This is a genomic window from Reyranella sp. (assembly GCF_017305915.1).
In the GTDB taxonomy this organism is placed as follows: Bacteria; Pseudomonadota; Alphaproteobacteria; order Reyranellales; family Reyranellaceae; genus Reyranella.
This window is the reverse complement of the sequence record NZ_JAFKJN010000016.1, coordinates 187,854-200,578: the sequence shown is the minus strand read 5'-3', so window position 1 is coordinate 200,578 and position 12,725 is coordinate 187,854. Positions and strand designations below refer to the sequence as shown.

Genomic DNA, 12,725 nt, shown 5'->3' with positions numbered 1-12,725 from the left:
GATTCCGGATTCTTGCCGAAAAACCCTTATGGAATGGGCATCGGATGTGTCCGGCCGCCGGCGCGGACTCGGGCCGGACGCCGCCGGATTCTAGCGGAAGGCGGCGCGGATCTTGACCAGGCGGCGGCGGGCGCGCTGCAGCGGATGGCGGCGGACCCGCGCCTCGGCGATCTGCAGGTCGAGCACGATCGGCTTGTGGTCCGACGGCCCGAACTCCAGCGTGCCGGCGAAGCTGCAGGCCAGGCCATGGGCGAGGCAGCGGTCGAGACGAAAGGGCACGACGTCGCCGCCGAAGTGCGTGGCCTCGCGCGGGCCGACATCGGCAAAGCCCGGGATCAGGCTGGGGCCGACCGCGTTGTAGTCGCCGATGATCGCCGACGGCCTGCCGCGCAGGGCTCCCGCGACGCGCATCAACTGGCGGCGGTTCAGCAGCTGGCCGTGGCTGAGATGGACGTTGGCGAAGGTGATGTCGCCCACCTGCACGATCTGGCTGCGCCGCTGCGGCAGCCTGCCGGGCAGCGGCGAGGCGGGCAGCGGCAGGATGTGCGGCGTGGCGAAGTTGTGGCGGCTCCACACCGCCAGGCCATGGATGCGGCCGGGCCAGGGCAGGCGATGGTAGTGGCCAGGGACCCGGTGCAGCAGCACGTCCATGTGCTGCGTCACTTCCTGCATGAGCAGGACATCGGGCCGCTCCCGCTCGAGCAGCGCCGCCACGTCGTCGACCGCGGCGCCCTCGAGCCGCAGCAGGTTCCAGCTGATCACCCGCATCCGTACCCAACATAGACTGTCACGGCGGTTCTGTGCACACTCCGGACCAATCGGGACATGGGACGGAAAAGCACATGAAGGTGGTGATCACCGGGGGCGCGGGCTTCCTTGGCAAGAAACTGGCGCGGCGCATCCTGCAGGAAGCTACGCTGGCCGACGCCGACGGCAAGCCGCAGAAGGTGAGCGAGCTGCTGCTGTTCGATGTCGGCGTGGCGAGCGGCCTCGGCCTCGACGACCCGCGGGTCAAAGCGATGGCCGGCGACATCGCCAATCGCGCCACCGTGCAGTCGATCGTGCAGGGCGCCTCGACGGTGTTCCATTTCGCCGCAGTGGTCAGCGCCGGCGCCGAGGCCGACTTCGACCTCGGCTACCGGGTCAATCTCGACGGCACGCGCAACGTGCTCGAGGCCTGCCGCGAGCTCGGCACCAACCCGCGCGTGGTGTTCACCTCGTCGCTGGCGGCCTATGGCGGCGACCTGCCGCCGGACGTCACCGACGACACGCCGCTGACGCCGCAGACCTCCTACGGCGCGCAGAAGTCGATCGGCGAGTTCCTGATCCGCGACTACACCCGCAAGGGCTTTTTGCGCGGCACCGCCGTTAGGCTGCCGACGATCTGCGTGCGCACCGGCCTGCCCAACAAGGCGGCGTCGACCTGGGCGAGCTCGGTGGTGCGCGAGCCGCTGACCGGCGTCGACGTGGTCTGCCCGGTGACGCCGCAGACCATCATGGTGGTCTTGAGCCCGCGCAAGACGGTCGATGCCTTCGTCCGGCTGCACGACCTGCCGGCCGACGCCTTCGGGCCCGGCCGCACGCTGCTGCTGAACGGCATCAAGGTGACCGCCAAGGAGCTCGAGCAGGCGGTCGGCAAGCACGCCGGCAACCGCAAGGTCGGCAAGGTGACGTGGCAGCACGACCCCGCGATCCAGAAGATCTGCGACGGCTGGCCCCAGGGCATCGATTCGGCGCGCGCCCGCCGGCTCGGCTTCGAGATCGACAAGGATCTCGACGAGGTCGTGCGCAACTTCATCGCCGACGACCTCGACGAGCAGATGAAGATCGCGAAAGCCGCCTAGCCCTGGCGGCGGCGCAGCTCGCGCCAGGCGTTGCGCAGGCGCGCCCTGAGCGAGCGCACCGGCTGCTGGCGCAGCATGTTCCAATAGTGCGGGTCGTTGTCGGGCCCGGCGATCCTGCCGGCCTCGTCGACGAAGCCGGTGATGCCGATCGCGTCGGTGTCGAAGGCGCCGGTGGTCTTGAACAGCGTGGTCTTGCAGCCGTAGCCCAGCAGCGCCTCGCTCAGGTTGCCCGCGGCGAAGTCCATGTACTTCGCCAGACTCTCTGGCCGGCAGAAGTAGCCCTTGTTGAAGCTGACGGCGAACAGGCGGAAGTGGAACGGGTTCTTCTCGAGGTACCGCACCGCCTCGGTGGTGTTGGCCGGGTAGCGCGGCGAGAAGAAGTCGTCGATCACCACCAGCCCGTCCGGCCGCGCCAGCTGATGGGCAAGCTCGAGCTCGCTGTAGACCGCCGAGCCGGTGTGCTCGCCGTCGATATGCATCCAGCGCACGCTCTGGTGCAGGGCGCGCAGGTCGAGCCGGCCGGGCAGCTGGCTCGACGGGGCCGAGATCGCCACGAGCTTGCGGCCGGCCGCGCCGACGCTCTCGAAGGCGGTACGGATCGCCGCGTCGTCGACCTTGAGGTCGCACAGGTAAAGGGTCTCGCCCTCCTCCTGGTAGGAGGCGAGCACCGCCGCCGAGCGGCCGCGCCACACGCCGATCTCGAACAGGTCGCCGCGTATCCCCTGGGCCTTCTGGAAGTCGAGCAGGCCGCGCCACAGGGCATATGAGTGGAAGCCGTACCAGCCGTCGACGGCGTCGATTTTTTCCCAAGTCAGCATTGCCGCGCTTGCTAACAGCGCCGTATTGACGCTGCAAGGCCTCCCTACTTGCCTCGCTCCGGCTGGTCCTGTAGAGCCCGGTGGGGCGGCATGATCTCCAGGATAACGGCATATCGGGCGACCGTCGCGATCATCTGGGCGCTCGCTCTCTGGCATAGCTGGACATCCCGCGGCCTCTTCGTCGACGGTGCGAATTTCCTGGTGCACATCGTGCGCCAGGAGGCCTTCTTCGACTTCTACATGCCCCGGCTGTACGCCATGGTGCTGGGCCAGATCCCGGTGATGACCGCGGTCACGCTGGGCGTCACCGACCTGCACCTGCTGGCCCGCCTGCTGTCGCTCGGCCTGTTCGCGCTCCCGACCATCTTCTACACCCTGGCGCTGCACCGGGCGAAGGACGACGCGGTGCTGCTGGCGGTGGTGATCGCTGCCATCGCCATCGTCTTCATGACCACGTCCTTCTTCATCGTCGGCGAGTACAACACGCTCTACGCCGTGGTCCTCCTGATCGCCGTGCGGCTGGCCACCGCCGAGCGGCTGTCCCTTGGCGACAGCGTCGCCCTGCTGCTGCTGTCGCTGATGGCGATCCGCACCTACGAGACCATGATCTATCTCGGGCCGCTGCTCGCCAGCATCACGCTGTGGAAGGTCTGGCGGTCGGGCACCCGGCCCTGGCTGCCGACCATGCTGCACCTGGTCTCCGCGGTGTTCATGATCATGGCCATGATGGTCGCCATCAATTCCGTCGTGCACCCGCATTCCGCCGACCATCTCGAGGAGACCTGGGTGATGGCCGTCGACTTCTGGCAGAACATCCAGTTCGACCTGGTGCTGGGCGCGGCGGTCATCGTGGTCTGCTGGGCGCTGGTCCGCCCGCAGGACCTCAAGCGCTGGCTGCCTTACCTCTGCGCCGGCATCTTCCTGGTGCTGCTGGCGCTGTCGCCCCTGCTCGTGCTGAGCGACGGGCTGGTGCGGCCGCTCGCCAAGTCGCAGTACGTCGCGCGCACCGTCAGCGGCCTGATCATCGCCACCATGATCGTGCTGATCATGGCCTACCGCTCGCCCTCGGCCAGCCGGCTGCGAACGATGGCGGCGCTCTCGCTGCCGGCGGTGGGCGGCCGCTTCCTCACCTTCGCCTTCGTCATGCTGCTCGCCGGCCTCCCGGCCGACCTCTTCCTGACCCAGAGCTGGGTCGGCTATCTCGACGCCATGCGCAACAGCGTCCGCACCCGGAGCGGCGTCATTGCGGTCGAGGACACACCGATCGGCAGCCGGCCGCATTCGCTGCTGGTCGAGAACTGGGTGCTGACCAGTCAGAGCCTGCTGGTGCGCGGCAAGTCGACCGACGGCGTGCTGGCGCCGCCGCGGGACTTCACCGAGTGGGTGCCGTTCCCGCCGACGGAGCTGCCGAACATGGGCCGCTTCTACTGGCGCGACTGAGGCGATGCTGGCCACCGCCGCCTATCGGGGCACCGTCCTGCTGCTGTGGGCGCAGGTGGCGGTGGGCGCGTGGGTCTGCCGCGGCCTGTTCTGGGACGGCGCGTCGTTCCTTGCCAACATGCTGGAGACCGGCACCTATCACGACTTCTATCCGGCGCGCGCCCACGTCGCCTGGCTGAACGAGACGCCGGTGCTGCTGCTGGCCCGGGCCGGCGTGCGCGACGTCCATGTCCTGGCGATGGCGTTCTCGGCGATGCTGTTCGTGGTCCCGGCCGCGCTCTATCACCTGGCGCTCAGCCGGGTGCGCCGGCACGGCGTGCTGCTGGCCGCGATCGTCGCCGTGGTCGCGATGGTCCACCTGCCGACCTGCTTCTTCGCTGTCGGCGAGCACCTCACCACCTACGCTTTGGTCACCGCCACCGTCGCGATCGCCCTGACACCGCGCGAGCCCCGCTGGCGCGACGGCGCGCTGATGCTGGCGCTCGGCCTGGTCGGCATCGCCTCCTACGAGGCGATGATCTATCTCGGCCCAGCGACCGCCGCGGTCGTGCTGTGGTCGCTGCGCGGCCAGCACGAGCCGCTCGGCCGCATGCTGACCGCAGTGGCCGCACTCGCCTTCGTGGGCGCCGCGCTGGTCGCGCTCTGCACGGTGATGCAGTACTGGCATCACGACCATTTCGTGCGGGTGCGCGCCGCCGCCTTCGACTTCTGGCAGAACCTGCAGTTCGTCATCCCGCTGTTCGCCGTGGCAGCGATGGCGCTCGCGGCGCTGGTCTTCCCGGCCTGGCTCGCGGGCCGCGGGCCGCTCGTCGTGGCGGCGTTTGCCGCCGCCCTGCTCGCGGTGAGCCCGTGGCTGCGCGAGGTCCGGCCCGCGGCCTATCTGTTCCCGCCGTCGCACTACGTCGCGCGCACCGCGGCGGGCGGCCTTCTGCTCGCCCTGATGCTCGCCTCGTGGCTCTATGTAGCCTGGCCGAAGCCCGGGCCGGTGCTGTTCGCCACGATGCGCCAGCCCGCGGTGGCGCGGCGGCTGGTGACGGCGATGTTCCTGCTGGTGCTGGGCGGCGCGGTGCCCGACCTCTGGATGACGCGGATGTGGACCGACTATCTCGGTTGGTTCCGCGGCGTGGTGACCGGCCGCACCGGCGTCGTGGCGGCCGATGCGCTGCCGCTCAAGCAATGGCCCTACCGCCTGTTCGCCCAGGAATGGACCTACCCGGCGCTGAGCGTGCTGCTGCGCGGCGCGCCGGAGCAGGGCGTGGTGGTGCTGGCCAACGACTACACCAGCAACATGCCGTTCGATCCCCTGTGCGGCACGGTCCCCCGGCTCGAGGGCTATCGCTGGCCCTAGGGTCGCATCCAGTGCGTGCTCGGACCCATGCCGCGCACCGGGGCGGCAACCTCCACGAACTCGCACAGGATCTTGCGGGTATCGCGCGGGTCGATGATCTCCTCGATCCAGAAGGTCTCGGCGCTGCGGAACGGCGAGCGCAGCTTGTTCAGCCGGTCCTCGATCTCGTCCATCTTGGCCTTGCGATCGGACGCGGCGTCGAGATCGGCGCGATAGGCGGCTTCGATGCCGCCTTCGAGCGGCAGCGAGCCCCAGCGGCCTGACGGCCAGGCATAGCGCCAGTTCAGCCGCCCGCCGTTCTGGTGAGCCGCGCCGGCGACGCCGAAGGCGTTGCGGATGATGAAGCTGCACCACGGCACCGTGGTCTGGAACATCGCCGACATCGCCCGCACGCCTTGGCGGATGACGCCGCTCTTCTCGGCTTCGAGCCCGATCAGGAAGCCCGGACAGTCGCAGAAATAGACGACCGGCAGGTGGAAGGTCTGCGCCGTATCGACGAAGCGCTCGACCTTCTGGCAGGCATCGGCCGTCCAGCCGCCGCCGTAGAACATCGGATCGCTCGCCATCACCGCGATCGGCCAGCCGTCGACGCGCGCCAGCCCGGTGACCACCGAGCGGCCGTAGAGCCTGCCCATCTCGAAGAAGCTGCCCTGGTCGACGACCTTCTCGATGATCGGCCGGATGCGATAGACCTTGCGGGTGTCGCGCGGGATGGCGTCGAACAGCGATTCCTCGCGGCGGTCGGGCGAGTCGGTGATCGGCCCGCGCGCCGGCAGGTCGTAGACCGACGACGGCATGTAGGAGAGGAACCGGCGGGCGAAGGCGAAGGCCTCGTCCTCGCTGTCGGCCGCCTCGTCGATCGCGCCGGCACGAAGCTGGATCTCCCAGCCACCCAGCTCCTGCTTGTCGAATTGCCTGGGGCTCAGGCGATTCACCACCGGCGGGCCGGCGACGAACATCGCCGAGATCTCCTTCACCATCACCGAGTAGTGCGTGGCGGCGAGCCGCGCCGCGCCCAATCCCGCGACCGAGCCCAGCCCCAGCCCGACCACCGGCACGGTACCCATGTTGTTGACCACCATCTCCCAGCCGCGCACCCCCGGCACGTTGGCGCGGCCGGTGGTCTCGATGGTCTTGACCGATCCTCCCCCGCCCGAGCCCTCGATCATGCGGATCAAGGGCACGCGGAACTGGTTGGCGTAGCGCTCGATGAAGAGGTCCTTCTCCTTGATCGTGGCATCGGCCGAGCCACCGCGCACGGTGAAGTCGTCCCCGGTCACCGCGACATGCCGGCCGTCGATCCGGGCGCGCCCCATCACGGCGTTGGCCGGGGTCAGCTGGACCAGGTCGTTGTTGCCGTCGTAGTCGGCCTTGCCGGCGATGCTGCCGACCTCGCGGAAGGTGCCTGTATCGACCAGCCGCTCGATGCGCTCGCGCACGGTGAGGCGGCCGCCATCGTGCTGGCGCTTCACCTTGTCGGTGCCGCCCATCTGCTGGGTCATTTCCTGGCGGCGGCGCAGCTCGTCGAGTTCCGGTTGCCAGCTCATCTTGTTTCACTCCCTCGGACAGCTTCGTTCGTACCAAGGCCCGGCCGCATCGGCTATACTGGAACCGGTCCGAGGCGGGGAGACGACCGATGGACGAAACCGGCGAGAGCAGCGTCCTGCTCGTAGCGCGCTTTCTTATGGGCAGCCTTTTCCTGTGGTCGGGCATCGGCCAGGTGCAGGGCTACGACGAGACGGCGATCTTCCTGACGCGCCATGGCGTGATCGGTGGCCTGCTGCCGATCGCGATCTTCGTCGAGCTGGCGGGCGCCGTCCTGATCATCGCGGGCTACCGCACGCGGTTCATCTGCCTGGTGCTGGCCGGCTTCTGCGTCGTTACTGCACTGCTGTTCCACGCCAACTTCGCCGACCGCGCGCAGGTGTTCCACTTCCTCAAGAACGCCGCCATCGCCGGCGGCCTGCTGTCGCTTTACGTCAGCGGCCCCGGCCGGCTGTCGTTCGACGCCATGGGTACGCGCGAAGACCAGGAGAAGTCCGCATCGCGCTAGGGCGGGATCGAATCGCGACGCAATAGATGCGTCGTAGGCGTATCGAGATTCTTGGAAAGTTGTATCGGTGATCTCGCCGATGCGTGTTTGATGGGTCTTTCCACCGGGTCGGGCGTTATCACTGCGCCAGTACCTGCGTGGTTCCCAATGAACGGTAAATTCGATATCTCCATTCCCATCCTGGTCGTCTTGGCGATCGTGGCCGCCTGGCAGTTCTATGGACTGGCCTGGGGCGGGCCGAAGATCAGCTACAGCGCCGCCGAGATCGCTGTAACGCCGTCGACGACACTGCGGGTGAGCGATCCGGTCAGCGACTAGGTGACCGCCTCGCGCTCGTAGACGATTCCGTCGATCAGGTTCTCTTCGTAGAGCCGGGCAAGGTCGATGCCGCCCGCCGGGCGTGCGACCTGGAAGCCGGCGATGGCACGCTGTACCCGCGCGTCCTGCTCGCGGCGCAGGCTCTCGGCGTCCGCGACGCTGACCGCCGCGAAGCGCACCGTGCGGCCCGGCAGCAGGCGCCCCAGCCGCGGCAGGTCGACCGAGGCCACGGTCGCTATTTTGGAATAGCCACCGACCGTCTGGCGGTCACCCAGCAGCACGATCGGCAGGCCCGCGCCCGGCACCTGGATGGCACCCGGACCGATGCCGTCGGAGATGATGTCGGCGCCCTTTGAGTGCTCGATGGTCGGGCCCTCGAAGCGGATGCCCATGCGGTCAGCTTCCTTGGAGACCGTGTACTCCGACGTCACGAACGTCTGCCGCCCAGCCTCGCTGAAATAGTCGTCCTGCGGCCCCCAGATCACCCGGATCGGACCGCTGCCATAGTCGAACGGCCCGGCGAGCTTGCGCTCATCGCCCGCCGGCGCGCTGTCGAGCTTGAGCGGCAGCACGTCGTCCGCGGCGAGCTTGCGGCCCTCGAAGCCGCCGATGCCGGCACGGGCATAGGTCGACAGGCTGCCCATGAACGGCGCGATCGTGAAGCCGCCGGCAACCGCGAGATAGGCGGTGCTCGAGCCCTCGACCATGCCGACCCGCAGGATCTGGCCGCGCTTCAGCAGATGCGAGCGGTCGGACTCCAGCGGCTTGGGCGGCGAATCGCCTTCGATCAGCGCCGGCGACAAGGGCCCTGTGAGCGCGATGCGCACCGACTCGGCCTCGACCAGCAGGTCAGGCCCCATGACACCGATCTCGAGTCCGGCGGTGTTCGCCGGATTGCCGGCCAATGCATTGGCGAGCGCGAGGCCGACACGGTCCATCGCGCCCGCGGTCGGCATGCCGAGCGCCATGTAGCCGATGCGGCCGAGGTCCTGCACCGTGTCGAACAGGCCGGGGCGGACCACCTTCAGCGCGCTCATGGCTCGATCAGCTCCGACCAGTCGCTGTAAAACAGCGACCAGTCCAGCGTGCCGGCTTCGACCTTCTGCGCGATCGCGTCGTACTGCGCCCGGTCGATGCGCTCGAAGGTGAGCAAATCGCCCGGCGCCAGAAACACCGGCTGCTCGCGGCGCTGGTCGAACATCCAGAGCGGCGTGCGGCCGATCAGGTGCCAGCCGCCGGGACTCTCGAAGGGATAGATGGTCGTCATGTCCATCGCGATGGCGACGGTCGAGCGCGGCAGGCGCACGCGCGGCTGGGCGCGGCGCGGCAGGTAGAGCGTCGGATCGAGGCCGGCGATGTAGGCGAGGCCGGGCATGAAGCCCAGCACGTAGACCTTGAAGGGCGAGGCGAGGTGGGCGGCGATCACCTGCTCGGGTGTCTTCCTGGTGCGCTCGGCGACCTCGGCCAGGTCGGGGGCGAACTCCTCGCCGTCATAGCAGCACGGGATCCGCACCTTCCGGCCGACGGCGTCGGTCGCCAACCCGCGGGCGATCAGGGCGTCGATCTGCGGCTGCAGCTCGGCGCGCGTGGTGGCGAGCGGGTCGTAGGTGACCATCAGCGCCCGCATGCTGGGCACGGTTTCGACCAGCCCGCCGAGGCCGCCGGCCGCCCGGGCCTGGCCGATGGCGGCATGCAGCGCCATCACCTGGCCGTTGATCTGGGGCGAGATTTCGTTGCCGAATTCGACGGAGAAGGCGGTGTCGCCGCAGGAGAGGTACCGTACGCTCACGTCTGATAGGATAACGGCATCGATCCAAGGAGTCTTCCATGGCCGCTGGCACCAACGTTGGAATGGTCAACATCAACTCCGATCTCGGCGAGAGCTTCGGCCCGTGGGTGATGGGCAACGACGCCGAGGTGCTGAAGATCGTGCGCTCGGCCAACGTGGCCTGCGGCTTCCACGCCAGCGACCCGGTGGTGATGATGGACACGGTCAGGCTGTGCAAGGACAACGGCGTCTCGATCGGTGCCCATCCCGGCTTCGCCGACCTGCAGGGCTTCGGCCGCCGCGTGATCAACCTCACGATCAAAGAGCTCGAGGCCAACATCGCCTACCAGATCGGCGCGCTGCAGGCGATCGCGGCGATGCATGGCGCCAAGGTCACGCACATGAAGCCGCACGGCATGATGGCCAACATGTCGGCCGACAGCGCCGAGATGTCGGAGGCGATCGCGCGCGCGACCAAGGCCGTCGACCGCGACCTGATCTTCCTCTGCCAGGCCAATACCGAGCAGGGCAAGGCGGCGCGCAAGTACGGCCTGCGCGCGGCGGAGGAGGTCTTCGCCGACCGCACCTACACCGACACCGGCATGCTGACGCCGCGCAAGGAAGCGAACTCGATGATCAAGGACCCGGCGCAGGCGGTGGCCGGCGTGCGGCGCATGGTCGAGGAGCAGGCGATCTACTCGACCTCGGGTAAGCGCATTCCCTGCCGAGTCGATTCGATCTGCGTGCACGGCGACGGCCCGACTGCGGTCGCGGTGTCGAAGGCGGTGCGGGAGGGCCTGGAGACGGCCGGTATCAAGATCGTGCCGTTGACCGAGCTGCCGAGCCTCGCACACTGAACACCGAGATGTGACCGCCGGTTGTCCTGCTGGCCGGCTTCCTCTCCCGCATACTGACCGCACGCCCGAGCCAGGATGGGCGGCAGGGAGAGAAACACATGAGGAGTATGATGATTGCGGCGCTGGGCGCTGCCTTGTTGCTGGCGCCGATTGGTGTCGGAGCCCAGACCACGCCGGCCGCGCCGCCGCCACCACCCTACGGCATGAGCATCGGCTTCGAAGCCGCCAAGAAGGCGTTGGCTGCCGCTGAAGCAGAGGCCAAGAAGAACAACTGGCCGGTGGCGATCGCCATCGTCGACACCGGCGGCCATCTCGTCGCCTTCTCGAAGCTCGACAACACGCAGAATGCCAGCGTCGCGATTGCCATCGGCAAGGCGACGACCGCGAACAACTTCAAGCGCCCGACCAAGGCGCTGCAGGATGCGATCGCCCAGGGCGGTGCCAACCTGCGCCTGCTCGCGGTCAAGGACGCCACACCGCTCGAGGGCGGCGTCCCGATCGTGGTCGACGGCAAGATCATCGGCGGAATCGGGGCGTCGGGCGTCATGGCCAACCAGGACGCCGAAGTCGCCATGGCCGGCGCCAACGCCGCCAAATAGCGCGTCGCGGGGTCCGTCCGACGCCTTGTCGCCTGCCGCATCGCCGCTATAGTCCGCCCGCCCCGCGAGGGTCGGGCGGAGCAGGTGCAAGGGACGCGCAGGGACGATGAAACAACGCATCTTCGGCTGGATCTCGACCCTGATCGGGATCGTGATCGCGCTCGCCGCGATCGAATTGTTGGCGATCGCCTGGCTCTACATCGAGGAGGGGCGGTACGTCTCGGCCGAGGAGCTGTTCCAGCGCAGCCAGAACACCTACGTGCGCGATCTCACCAAGGGCACGTCCTGCCGCTATGTCGACACGCTCTATCCGCACCCCTACGTCGCCTTCGTGCATCACGGCAACCCGCCGTGCGGCCTGCCCAACGTCAACAATATCGGCCTGCTGAACACCGACTTCCCGACCATCAAGCGTGACGACGTCTACACCGTGCTGGTGGTCGGCGGCTCGGTCTCCTCACAGCTCGCGCAGAACTGGCCGGCGCCGGCGCCGCGCTATCTCGAGGAGGAGCTGAACAGGCGCTTCGTCAGCCCCACCGGCAAGCCGTTCCTGGTGCTGAACGGCGGCGACGGCGCGTGGAAGGAGCCGCAATCCTTCATCCTGTTCTCGATGTATGCGAGCTCGGTCGACGCGGTGATGACCCTCGACGGCTACAACGAGCACTACATGTTCCGCTCCTACACCGAGGAGCGGCTGGAGCGGCCGCTCAGCAACTTCGCCGATGTGAACCCGTTCGTCGCCGACGAGAATTTCGGCGACGCCGCGATCGGCTGGGTGATGGGGCGCGTCGCGGGCTCGATGGCGCAGATGCCGATCCTCGGCCGCAGCCATGCCGTCTACATGATCGTGCGCGGCATCGAGGCGATGGCCAAGGGCAAGGACGTCTTCAAGGCCGACAAGAACAAGAAGACGACGCTGACCTCGATCTTCGCGCTGCCCAGCGACGTCAAGGGCAACGGCGACAAGGTGTTCCAGACACAGCTCGTGCTCTACCAGAAGTACACGCGCGCGATCGAGGCGGTGGCCAAGGACAATAACGTGAAGTCGGCCTACTTCCTGCAGCCGGTGCCGAGCTGGGGCAAGACGCTCACCGAGGAGGAGAAGCGCGCGGCTGGCGCCAACATGACCGACCCGGTGCTCTATCGCCGCATCGTCGACGGCATGCTCACGTTGCGCGACCGCGGGATGCAGGTTTTCGATCTCGGCGACATCCTCAAGGACGTCCCCGAGACGATCTACGCCGACGACATTCATTTCATCCGCGACACAAAGGGCGACAGTAAGGGCTACCGAATCATGGCTCGCGTGGTCGCCGACGATCTCGCTAAAGCATGGGATTTAAAGGCGAAATAGCAGTTTTCCGCATCCACAGCGCCCATACAATTAATACAAAAACGTATCGCGACCGACACGGTTGAGGCGCCTATAACCTCGTTCGTGGGTCCGGCTGGGGAGCCGGGCGGAAGTGGAAGAGACGAGGGTGCAACATGAAGAACGTGCGTTTCGCCGTGCTGATGGGCGTGTCCTGCTCGGCAATCCTGGTCCTGGTGCGTATCGGTACCGCTGTCGCGATGCCCGGTTTCGGCCTGTAGCGTTTCGGGGGAGTTTGGTGTCCGTTTGAAAGAACGGGCAGGCTGAGCCATTCTGGGCGGCGCCGGATCGGGGGGATCCGGCGCCAA

The 12,725-nt window shown here is 67.8% G+C and carries 13 protein-coding genes; 8 read left to right on the top strand and 5 right to left on the bottom strand.

Annotated features, from left to right (window positions below; genetic code table 11):
- Positions 1-90: 90 nt before the first annotated feature.
- Positions 91-768 carry an endonuclease/exonuclease/phosphatase family protein gene (locus tag J0J01_RS15450; protein WP_296382061.1) on the bottom strand — a complete coding sequence of 226 codons (678 nt, stop codon included), beginning with the start codon at positions 766-768 and terminating at the stop codon, positions 91-93.
- Positions 769-842: 74 nt separating this feature from the next.
- Here J0J01_RS15450 and denD point away from each other — a divergent pair, with 74 nt between their 5' ends.
- Positions 843-1,844, top strand: a complete 1,002-nt coding sequence (gene denD, locus J0J01_RS15445; protein ID WP_296382059.1) for a D-erythronate dehydrogenase — start codon at positions 843-845, stop codon at positions 1,842-1,844.
- Here the strand turns inward: denD and J0J01_RS15440 are convergent.
- Positions 1,841-2,662 (bottom strand): class I SAM-dependent methyltransferase, encoded by an 822-nt coding sequence (locus tag J0J01_RS15440; protein WP_296382057.1) that lies wholly within the window; start codon positions 2,660-2,662, stop codon positions 1,841-1,843. The two genes, denD and J0J01_RS15440, sit on opposite strands and share 4 nt — an antisense overlap.
- Before the next feature lie 90 nt (positions 2,663-2,752).
- Between J0J01_RS15440 and J0J01_RS15435 the strand changes: the two genes are divergently transcribed.
- Complete coding sequence (locus tag J0J01_RS15435; protein ID WP_296382056.1) at positions 2,753-4,102, top strand: hypothetical protein; 1,350 nt, start codon at positions 2,753-2,755, stop codon at positions 4,100-4,102.
- 4 nt (positions 4,103-4,106) lie between these two features.
- A complete protein-coding gene (locus J0J01_RS15430) occupies positions 4,107-5,450 on the top strand; it encodes a hypothetical protein (protein ID WP_296382054.1) in 1,344 nt (447 codons plus the stop codon).
- Here the strand turns inward: J0J01_RS15430 and J0J01_RS15425 are convergent.
- The gene (locus tag J0J01_RS15425; protein WP_296382052.1) at positions 5,447-6,997 is read right to left on the bottom strand and encodes a carboxyl transferase domain-containing protein; all 1,551 of its coding nucleotides are present in this window, start codon (positions 6,995-6,997) and stop codon (positions 5,447-5,449) included. The two genes, J0J01_RS15430 and J0J01_RS15425, sit on opposite strands and share 4 nt — an antisense overlap.
- 89 nt (positions 6,998-7,086) lie before the next feature.
- Between J0J01_RS15425 and J0J01_RS15420 the strand changes: the two genes are divergently transcribed.
- On the top strand, positions 7,087-7,503 hold the full coding sequence (locus J0J01_RS15420; protein WP_296382050.1) for a DoxX family protein: 417 nt from the start codon (positions 7,087-7,089) through the stop codon (positions 7,501-7,503).
- A 147-nt stretch (positions 7,504-7,650) separates the two neighbouring features.
- Positions 7,651-7,821: a hypothetical protein gene (locus tag J0J01_RS15415; RefSeq protein WP_296382049.1), complete on the top strand. Its 171-nt coding sequence runs from the start codon at positions 7,651-7,653 to the stop codon at positions 7,819-7,821.
- Here the strand turns inward: J0J01_RS15415 and J0J01_RS15410 are convergent.
- Positions 7,818-8,858, bottom strand: a complete 1,041-nt coding sequence (locus J0J01_RS15410) for a biotin-dependent carboxyltransferase family protein (protein ID WP_296382047.1) — start codon at positions 8,856-8,858, stop codon at positions 7,818-7,820. The genes J0J01_RS15415 and J0J01_RS15410 overlap by 4 nt on opposite strands.
- Entirely contained in the window at positions 8,855-9,610 is a 756-nt protein-coding gene (gene pxpB, locus J0J01_RS15405) for a 5-oxoprolinase subunit PxpB (protein WP_296382045.1), read from the bottom strand. Before pxpB ends, J0J01_RS15410 begins: the two co-directional genes overlap by 4 nt.
- Before the next feature lie 38 nt (positions 9,611-9,648).
- On the opposite strand from pxpB, the gene J0J01_RS15400 reads away from it, so the two are divergent.
- From J0J01_RS15400 to J0J01_RS15390, 3 genes are all read left to right on the top strand, one after another.
- Positions 9,649-10,446, top strand: a complete 798-nt coding sequence (locus J0J01_RS15400) for a 5-oxoprolinase subunit PxpA (protein WP_296382043.1) — start codon at positions 9,649-9,651, stop codon at positions 10,444-10,446.
- A 98-nt stretch (positions 10,447-10,544) separates the two neighbouring features.
- The gene (locus J0J01_RS15395) at positions 10,545-11,045 is read left to right on the top strand and encodes a heme-binding protein (RefSeq protein WP_296382042.1); all 501 of its coding nucleotides are present in this window, start codon (positions 10,545-10,547) and stop codon (positions 11,043-11,045) included.
- Positions 11,046-11,151: 106 nt separating this feature from the next.
- The gene (locus J0J01_RS15390) at positions 11,152-12,399 is read left to right on the top strand and encodes a hypothetical protein (protein ID WP_296382041.1); all 1,248 of its coding nucleotides are present in this window, start codon (positions 11,152-11,154) and stop codon (positions 12,397-12,399) included.
- Positions 12,400-12,725: the final 326 nt, after the last annotated feature.

Bases quoted from the DNA above. Each gene is read 5' to 3' on its own strand.
- J0J01_RS15450 (WP_296382061.1), bottom strand. From the start codon at position 768: ATGCGGGTGATCAGCTGGAACCTGCTGCGGCTCGAGGGCGCCGCGGTC.
- denD (WP_296382059.1), top strand. From the start codon at position 843: ATGAAGGTGGTGATCACCGGGGGCGCGGGCTTCCTTGGCAAGAAACTG.
- J0J01_RS15440 (WP_296382057.1), bottom strand. From the start codon at position 2,662: ATGCTGACTTGGGAAAAAATCGACGCCGTCGACGGCTGGTACGGCTTC.
- J0J01_RS15435 (WP_296382056.1), top strand. From the start codon at position 2,753: ATGATCTCCAGGATAACGGCATATCGGGCGACCGTCGCGATCATCTGG.
- J0J01_RS15430 (WP_296382054.1), top strand. From the start codon at position 4,107: ATGCTGGCCACCGCCGCCTATCGGGGCACCGTCCTGCTGCTGTGGGCG.
- J0J01_RS15425 (WP_296382052.1), bottom strand. From the start codon at position 6,997: ATGAGCTGGCAACCGGAACTCGACGAGCTGCGCCGCCGCCAGGAAATG.
- J0J01_RS15420 (WP_296382050.1), top strand. From the start codon at position 7,087: ATGGACGAAACCGGCGAGAGCAGCGTCCTGCTCGTAGCGCGCTTTCTT.
- J0J01_RS15415 (WP_296382049.1), top strand. From the start codon at position 7,651: ATGAACGGTAAATTCGATATCTCCATTCCCATCCTGGTCGTCTTGGCG.
- J0J01_RS15410 (WP_296382047.1), bottom strand. From the start codon at position 8,858: ATGAGCGCGCTGAAGGTGGTCCGCCCCGGCCTGTTCGACACGGTGCAG.
- J0J01_RS15400 (WP_296382043.1), top strand. From the start codon at position 9,649: ATGGCCGCTGGCACCAACGTTGGAATGGTCAACATCAACTCCGATCTC.
- J0J01_RS15395 (WP_296382042.1), top strand. From the start codon at position 10,545: ATGAGGAGTATGATGATTGCGGCGCTGGGCGCTGCCTTGTTGCTGGCG.
- J0J01_RS15390 (WP_296382041.1), top strand. From the start codon at position 11,152: ATGAAACAACGCATCTTCGGCTGGATCTCGACCCTGATCGGGATCGTG.